This is a genomic window from Variovorax sp. P4_D9 (assembly GCF_056401695.1).
On record NZ_JBFUIU010000459.1, the window covers coordinates 1 to 7,237 of the forward strand.

9 protein-coding genes are annotated in these 7,237 nt (G+C 68.0%); 7 read left to right on the plus strand and 2 right to left on the minus strand.

Going from position 1 to position 7,237, the window contains the following annotated elements; translation table 11 throughout:
* Nucleotides 1-593 (plus strand): RNA-guided endonuclease InsQ/TnpB family protein (locus tag AC1DY5_RS35055; RefSeq protein ID WP_478119027.1); only part of this gene is annotated, 593 nt, incomplete at its 5' end.
* A 69-nt stretch (nucleotides 594-662) separates the two neighbouring features.
* Here the strand turns inward: AC1DY5_RS35055 and AC1DY5_RS35060 are convergent.
* Nucleotides 663-890 (minus strand): addiction module protein, encoded by a 228-nt coding sequence (locus AC1DY5_RS35060; protein ID WP_478119029.1) that lies wholly within the window; start codon nucleotides 888-890, stop codon nucleotides 663-665.
* 81 nt (nucleotides 891-971) lie between these two features.
* Between AC1DY5_RS35060 and AC1DY5_RS35065 the strand changes: the two genes are divergently transcribed.
* Both AC1DY5_RS35065 and AC1DY5_RS35070 read left to right on the plus strand, forming a co-directional pair.
* Nucleotides 972-1,955 carry a Bug family tripartite tricarboxylate transporter substrate binding protein gene (locus AC1DY5_RS35065; RefSeq protein ID WP_478119031.1) on the plus strand — a complete coding sequence of 328 codons (984 nt, stop codon included), beginning with the start codon at nucleotides 972-974 and terminating at the stop codon, nucleotides 1,953-1,955.
* A gap of 21 nt (nucleotides 1,956-1,976) precedes the next feature.
* Nucleotides 1,977-2,879, plus strand: a complete 903-nt coding sequence (locus tag AC1DY5_RS35070) for a DUF1932 domain-containing protein (protein ID WP_478119033.1) — start codon at nucleotides 1,977-1,979, stop codon at nucleotides 2,877-2,879.
* A gap of 1 nt (nucleotide 2,880) precedes the next feature.
* Here AC1DY5_RS35070 and AC1DY5_RS35075 read toward each other — a convergent pair whose 3' ends face one another.
* Complete coding sequence (locus AC1DY5_RS35075) at nucleotides 2,881-3,789, minus strand: LysR substrate-binding domain-containing protein (RefSeq protein ID WP_478119035.1); 909 nt, start codon at nucleotides 3,787-3,789, stop codon at nucleotides 2,881-2,883.
* A 143-nt stretch (nucleotides 3,790-3,932) separates the two neighbouring features.
* On the opposite strand from AC1DY5_RS35075, the gene AC1DY5_RS35080 reads away from it, so the two are divergent.
* From AC1DY5_RS35080 to AC1DY5_RS35095, 4 genes are all read left to right on the plus strand, one after another.
* Nucleotides 3,933-4,625 (plus strand): substrate-binding domain-containing protein, encoded by a 693-nt coding sequence (locus AC1DY5_RS35080; RefSeq protein ID WP_478119037.1) that lies wholly within the window; start codon nucleotides 3,933-3,935, stop codon nucleotides 4,623-4,625.
* Between the two features lie 79 nt (nucleotides 4,626-4,704).
* Entirely contained in the window at nucleotides 4,705-5,733 is a 1,029-nt protein-coding gene (locus AC1DY5_RS35085; protein ID WP_478119038.1) for an amidohydrolase family protein, read from the plus strand.
* Nucleotides 5,734-5,753: 20 nt separating this feature from the next.
* Complete coding sequence (gene ligK / locus AC1DY5_RS35090; RefSeq protein ID WP_478119039.1) at nucleotides 5,754-6,437, plus strand: 4-carboxy-4-hydroxy-2-oxoadipate aldolase/oxaloacetate decarboxylase; 684 nt, start codon at nucleotides 5,754-5,756, stop codon at nucleotides 6,435-6,437.
* Between the two features lie 35 nt (nucleotides 6,438-6,472).
* Nucleotides 6,473-7,237 (plus strand): Bug family tripartite tricarboxylate transporter substrate binding protein (locus AC1DY5_RS35095; RefSeq protein ID WP_478119041.1); only part of this gene is annotated, 765 nt, incomplete at its 3' end.

Here is a 7,237-nt window from a genome sequence, read left to right on the forward strand (position 1 = left end):
GCAAGGTCAAGGGCTCGTGCATTCGCAAGAAGGCGGTCGTAAAATTGCGCGCGCTGCACAGGCGCATCGCGCAGCAGCGCAACGACTGGTTGCACAAGCTCACGAGCGGCTTGGCGGCCGAGCATACGGTGATCGCGATCGAGGACCTGCGCGTTGCGGCGATGACCGCCTCGGCGCGCGGCAGCGCGCAGCTCCCTGGCAGGAAGGTCCGCCAGAAGGCGGGCCTCAACCGCGGCATCCTCGACGCCGCTTGGGGCGAGTTCAGGCGCCAGCTCGAATACAAGCTAGCCGCGCACGGCGGCCAGGTGCTGGCCGTGAACCCGGCCTACACCAGCCGCACGTGCCGCGTCTGCGGACATGAGGCGGCAGAAAGCAGAAAGAGCCAGGCGCTCTTCGCCTGCGTGGCCTGCGGCCACACAGAGCATGCGGACGTCAACGCCGCAAAGAACATTCTGGCCGCGGGGCACGCGGTCTGGGCTTCTTCTTCGAAGCCCGCTGCCTGTGGAGGGGTGGTCAGACGCGCAGCGTCCGCAAGGACGAAGCACGCAGCCCCGGCGAAGCAGGAACCCACCGAAGAGGCAGGCCGTGCGTAACGCGCAGGCCGCCTCAGCAGGAATCCTCGTCCTTCAAGGGCGGGGAGGACGTCAATTCAAAAAGCATGCCTAGCGCGAATTGCCGAGGAGCTGCGCCTTGAGCTGCGAAAACCCGATGCCTGATTCTTCCGGATGAGCACGATGGCGCGCAAGTCGCGACCGAAGCTCAGCGCGTTGAGCTTCGGTGACCAACGGGGCGGAGGCTTCGCTGTCGGCGCTGAGAATCAAGGCTTCATCCAGGGCCCGCTTTTCGGCGGCACTCAGGTGCTCAAGCTCTTGATAGAGACGCGCATTCATCTGGAAAAGAGCAGCGCATCGGATCGGCTTGGCAAGAGCATCGGCCTACACTGGCGGCCCCAGAAGCAGAAGGAATTGTCCATGCACTTGAAGCGCCGACCGCTTCTTCTTTCGTTGGCAGCCTTCGGCCTAGCCGCCGCCTGCCCCTTCGCCGCCCAGGCCGACAGCCGCGACACCCAGCCGATCCGGCTGGTGGTCCCCTTCGGCGCCGGCGGGGTCGCCGACCTCACGGCACGCGTGGTCGGCAAGGCGATGGCCAGCCAGCTGAACCAGCCCGTGATCGTCGACAACCGCCCCGGTGCCGGTGGCGTGGTGGCCGGCACGACGGTGGCCAGTGCGGCGCCGGACGGCCTCACGCTCTTGTTGATGAGCAACGGCACGGCGGTCAGCGAGGGCCTCTTCAAGCGCCTGCCCTTCGACACCCGCAAGGACTTCGCGCCGATCTCGCTGCTGGGTTATTTCGACCTCGCGATCGTGGTGCCCGAGGGCTCGGCGCTGCGCAGCCTGGCGGACTTGGTGGCGGCCGCCAAGGCGCGGCCCGGCGCCCTGAACATCGGCACCGTCAACGTCGGCAGCACCCAGCACCTGGCGGCCGAGCTGTTCAAGAGCCGGGCCGGCATCGATGCCCAGGTGGTGCCCTTCAACGGCACGCCGGCGGTCTTGACGGCGCTGCGCAGCGGACAGGTCGACGCCGGAGTCGAGATCCTGTCTCCGCTCATGCCGCAGATCACCGGCAAGGCGCTGCGCGCGATCGCCGTGATGGGCGAGAAGCGCAACCCGGCCCTGCCCAACGTGCCCACGGCGGCCGAAAGCGCCGGGATCAAGGGCTTCGATGTGCGCTCCTGGAATGCGCTGGCCGCACCGGCGAAGACGCCGCGCGAGCGCATCGATCGGCTCAACCGCGCAGTCCGCGCGGCGCTGGCATCGCCCGAGGTCCAGCAGCAGCTGGCTGCGCTTAACGTGCAGCCGCGTGCCAGCAGCCCCGAGGAGCTGGCGGCGCTGCTCGACAGCGAGATCCGCCGCTGGAGCGGCGTGATCGCCGCCGCGGGCATTCCGCGCCAGTAGATTTTTCGGACGGAGACGGACATGCAGCTCGAACACATCGGCCTGATCGGCTATGGCGAGGTGGGCAAGACCTTCGCGCTCGGCCTCAAGGACAAGCCCGGAGTGCGGACGGTCGGCGCCTGGGACCTGAAGTTCATCGACCCTGCGCAGCAGGCGGGCGAGCAGGCCCACGCGGCCGGGGCCGGCGTGGCGGCGCACCCGTCCATGGGCGCGCTGTGCCAGGCCAGCACGCTGGTGATCTCCGCCGTCACCGCCTCGAACACGCTGGGCGTGGCGCAGGAGGCGGCGCCTCGGCTGCGCCCGGGCACCGTCTTCCTCGACCTCAACTCGGCCTCGCCCGGCACCAAGCAGCAGTGCGCGGCGCTGGTCGAAGCCGCCGGCGCGCATTACGTCGAAGCCGGCGTGATGACCTCGGTGCCGCCCTACGGAATCCGCGTGCCGATGCTGCTGGGCGGCGAACGCGCCGCCGAGCTGGCCGAGGCGCTCTCCGCCTGGGGCCTCGACACCAAGGCCGTGAGCGAGCGCCTGGGCGTGGCCAGCGCGATCAAGATGAGCCGCAGCGTGATGATCAAGGGCCTCGAGGCGCTGGTGATCGAGAGCTACACCACCGCGCGCGCCTACGGGGTCGAAGACCATGTGCTGCCGACCCTGCAGGAAACTTTCCCGAGCATCGACTGGAGCCGGCAGGGCGCCTACTTCTTCAGCCGCGTGGTGCAGCACGGCCAGCGCCGCGCCGAGGAAATGCGCGAGGCGGCGAACACGGTGCACGAGGCCGGCTTCGCGCCGACCATGAGCTCGGCGATCGCCGACAAGCAGCAGTGGGTGGCCGACCAGGCCAGGGCCGGCGTTTTCGACGGGCTCGACAAGCAGGCGACCTGGCAGGACTATGCCGACCGGCTGCTGGCCGCGCGCGGCAAGCCGTGAATCAGCCCCTGAGAAGCGTCTCGCCGGTCTTGCGGATCAGCTCCAGCGTCGCCTGCTGCGTCAGCGTGGCCCGCCGCAATGCGCTGACCGCGGTGAACACCGGGATCCGCAACGGCGGCGACACGATCTCGCGCAGGGTGTAGGCCGAGGGGTTGATCGAGCGGATCACCGCGTTGCGCGACAGGATCGCGAACCCGGCGCCGTCGGCGACCAGGTCGAGCATCGCCGAGACGCCGTCGATCTCGAGCGCCACCCGCGGCGTGCAGCCGATGCCGGCCATCTCCGACTCGACGTACATCCGGATCGCATTGGGCCGGCTCGGGATCACGAGCGGCAGCCGGGCCACCTCGGCCAGGGACAGCGGCGGCGGCGGAGGGTCTTCCTGCAGGCCGGGCGGACGGCGGCCGACCAACAGCAGGGATTGCTCCAGCAGCCGCTGCACATCCAGCCCGGGCATCGGTCGGGCGTCGTAGAGCACCGCGATGTCCAGCCCACCGTGCAGCAGCTGGTCCTGCATGGCGGTCGAGAGGTTCTCGCTGATCGACAGCTGGGCCTGCGGCATCTGCTCGCGGAAGGCGCGGGTCAGCGGCACCGTCAGCACCCGTGCGATGCTGGGCGGCAGGCCGACCGCCACCCGGCCGGCCAGCGACCCGCGCACTCGGTCGAGCTCCTCGCGGGCGCGCTCCACCTGATGCAGGATCCCGCGCCCATGCGCCAGCAGCACCTGGCCGGCCTCGGTCGGTGTGGCGCCGCGGCCGTTGCGCACCAGCAGGTTCTGCCGCAGTTCCACCTCGAGCAGGCGCACCTGCCGGCTCAGCGCGGGCTGCGCCACCTTGAGCGCCACCGCGGCGCGGGTGAAGCTGCCCAGCTCGGCGACGCGAACGAAATACGCCAGCTGTTTCAGGTCCAAGGGACTTCTCCGGGCTCAGCCCTGGATGATATGCCGTTTTGTTCTAGCTGCTAGTGGCTTATGGCAGATCCTGCAGGGCCATACCGCCGCAAAATCCGCTCCATCGAGCCGGCAGCACCGGCATTGGAGACAAGGCGAAAAGCATGCAGAAGACTGCGATCAAGGGTATCTCGTCGATGGCCACCCGCCAGGTGCTGGCCGATCTGGTAGCCGCTTTCGAGCAGCGCTCGGGCGTCACGGCGGCGATCGAATCGGTCGGCGGCGTCGACGCCGCCAAGCGGGTTCAGGGCGGCGAGGCCTTCGACGTGGTGGTGCTGGCCTCCGACGCGATCGACAAGCTGATCGCCGCCGGCCGCATCGAGGCCGCCAGCAAGACCGACCTGGTGCTGTCGGGCGTGGCGGTGGCCGTCAAGGCGGGTGCGCCGCATCCGGATATCGGCTCCGAGGAGGCGCTTCGGCATTCCGTGCTCGCGGCCCGCAGCCTCAGCTATTCCACCGGTCCGAGCGGCGTCGCGCTGGCGGCGCTGTTCGAGCGCTGGGGCATCGCCGACGAGATCAAGGCGCGCATCGTCCAGCCGCCTCCGGGCGTGCCGGTCGGCACGCTGGTGGCCCGCGGCGAGGTCGAGTTGGGCTTCCAGCAACTCAGCGAACTGATCCACGTGCAGGGCATCGACCTGCTCGGCCCGATGCCGACTGCGATTCAGATCGTCACCACTTTTTCAGCCGGCGTCTGCATCGGATCGGCTCAGGCCGAGACGGTGCGTGCGATGCTGGCCTTCATGGCCTCGCCCGAGGCCGATGCCGCCAAGCGCGCCCAGGGCATGGACCCACCCTGAGACATTGCGGGACAGATCAAGAAACTGCGCAGCAGTTTTTTCTCTGTCCTCAACTGATCAAAACCACAGGAGCAACGACATGATCATCGACGTCCACGGTCACTACACGACCGCCCCTGCCGCCCTCGGCGCCTGGCGCGACCTGCAGATCGCCGGCCTTAAGGACCCATCCAAGGCGCCCAAGGCCAGCGATCTCAAGATTAGCGACGACGACATCCGCGAGACCATCGAGAACAACCAGCTCAAGCTGATGAAGGAGCGCGGCTCCGACCTGACCATCTTCAGCCCGCGCGCCAGCTTCATGGCCCACCACATCGGCGACTTCGAGACTTCGTCGACCTGGGCGGCGATCTGCAACGAGCTCTGCTATCGGGTCAGCCAGCTGTTTCCCGACCACTTCATCCCGGCCGCGATGCTGCCGCAGTCGCCGGGCGTCGACCCGAAGACCTGCATCCCCGAGCTCGAGAAGTGCGTCAAGGATTACGGCAACGTCGGCATCAACCTGAACCCCGATCCGAGCGGCGGCCACTGGACCAGTCCGCCGCTGAGCGATCGCCAGTGGTACCCGATCTACGAGAAGATGGTCGAGTACGACATCCCCGCGATGATCCACGTCAGCACCAGCTGCAACCCGGCCTTCCACACCACCGGCTCGCACTATCTGAATGCCGACACCACGGCCTTCATGCAGTGCCTGACCTCGGACCTGTTCAAGGACTTCCCGACGCTGCGCTTCCTGATCCCGCACGGCGGCGGCGCGGTGCCCTACCACTGGGGCCGCTTCCGCGGCCTGGCGCAGGAACTCAAGAAGCCGCTGCTCGACGAGCACCTGCTCAACAACATCTACTTCGACACCTGCGTCTACCACCAGCCGGGCATCGACCTGCTGAACGCGGTGATCCCGGTCAAGAACGTGCTGTTCGCCTCGGAAATGATCGGCGCGGTGCGCGGCATCGACCCGACCACCGGCCACTACTACGACGACACCAAGCGCTACATCGCGGCGAGCAAGATCCTGAGCGACGCCGACCGCCACCAGATCTACGAAGGCAATGCGCGCCGCGTGTTCCCGCGGCTCGACGCCGCGCTCAAGGCCAAGGGCCGCTGAAACCCCAAGGAGACCAGACCATGTACGAACTCGGAGTCGTCTATCGCAACATCGAGCGCGCCGACCGCGCCACGGCCGACGCCTTGGCCAAGCTCGGCTCGGCCACGGTGCACGAGGCCATGGGCCGCGTGGGCCTGCTCAAGCCCTACATGCGCCCGATCTATCCCGGCGTGCAGGTGTCGGGCACCGCGGTCACGGTGCTGCTGCAGCCCGGCGACAACTGGATGATGCATGTTGCGGCGGAGCAGATCCAGCCCGGCGACGTGGTGGTGGCCGCGGTCACCTCCGAATGCACCGACGGCTACTTCGGCGACCTGCTGGCGACCAGTTTCCAGGCCCGCGGCGCCCGTGCGCTGATCATCGATGCCGGCGTGCGCGACGTGAAGACGCTGCAGGAAATGAACTTCCCAGTCTGGAGCCGCGCCATTTCCTCCAAGGGCACCATCAAGGCCACGCTCGGTTCGGTCAACATTCCGGTGGTCTGCGCAGGCATGCTGGTGACCCCCGGCGACGTGATCGTGGCCGACGACGACGGCGTGGTCTGCGTGCCCAAGGCGATGGCCGCCAAGGCGCTCGAAGCCGCGATTGCACGTGAAGCCAACGAGGGCGCCAAGCGCGAGAAGCTGGCCTCCGGCGTGCTCGGGCTCGACATGTACAAGATGCGCGAGCCGCTCGAGAAGGCCGGCCTGCGCTACATCGACTGAATTCCCTTCTTCTTCTTCTTCTTCACCATTCCAACATGCAAGTCACACGACGCTTCCTGGCTCAACGCGGCCTCGCTCTGGCCGCCGGCACATTGACCGCCGCGGCGCTGCCGATGGGTGCTTTCGCGCAGCAGCAGTTCCCGACCAAGCCGGTGCGCATCATCACGCCGTTCCCGGTCGGCGGCGGTCCCGACGGCGTTGCGCGCCTGGTGGCCGACAAGCTCTCGCGCGCCTGGGGTCAGCCGGTGGTGGTGGAGAACCGACCGGGCGGCAACGGCTTCATCGCGATTGACGCCTTCAAGCGCGGCGCCAAGGACGGCCACGACATGATCGTGCTCGACAACGTGCACCTGGCCGCCTACCCGGCGCTGTTCAAGAAGCTGCCCTACGACCCGGTGAAGGACTTCGACACGCTGCTGCCGCTGTTCAAGACCTACTTCTTCTTCACGGTCGCGACCAACAGCAAGTACAAGACCGTCGGCGACCTCATCGCGGACGCCAAGGCCAACCCCGGCAAGCTCAACTACGGCTCCTGGTCGATCGGCAACCCGGTTCACCTCGGTTCCGAGCTGTTCGCATCCGCCACCGGCATCCAGATGGAGCACGTGCTCTACAAGGAGACGACGCAGCTCTACACCTCGGTGTCGACCGGCGAGCTGGCCTTCGCGCTCGGCAGTGCCGCCACCGCGGGTCCGCTGCAGCGCGCCGGCAAGCTGCGCTTCCTGGCGGTGACGGCGCCGCAGCGCAACGCGAGCTTCCCCGACGTGCCGACGGTGGGTGAATCAGGCGGACCCAAGGGC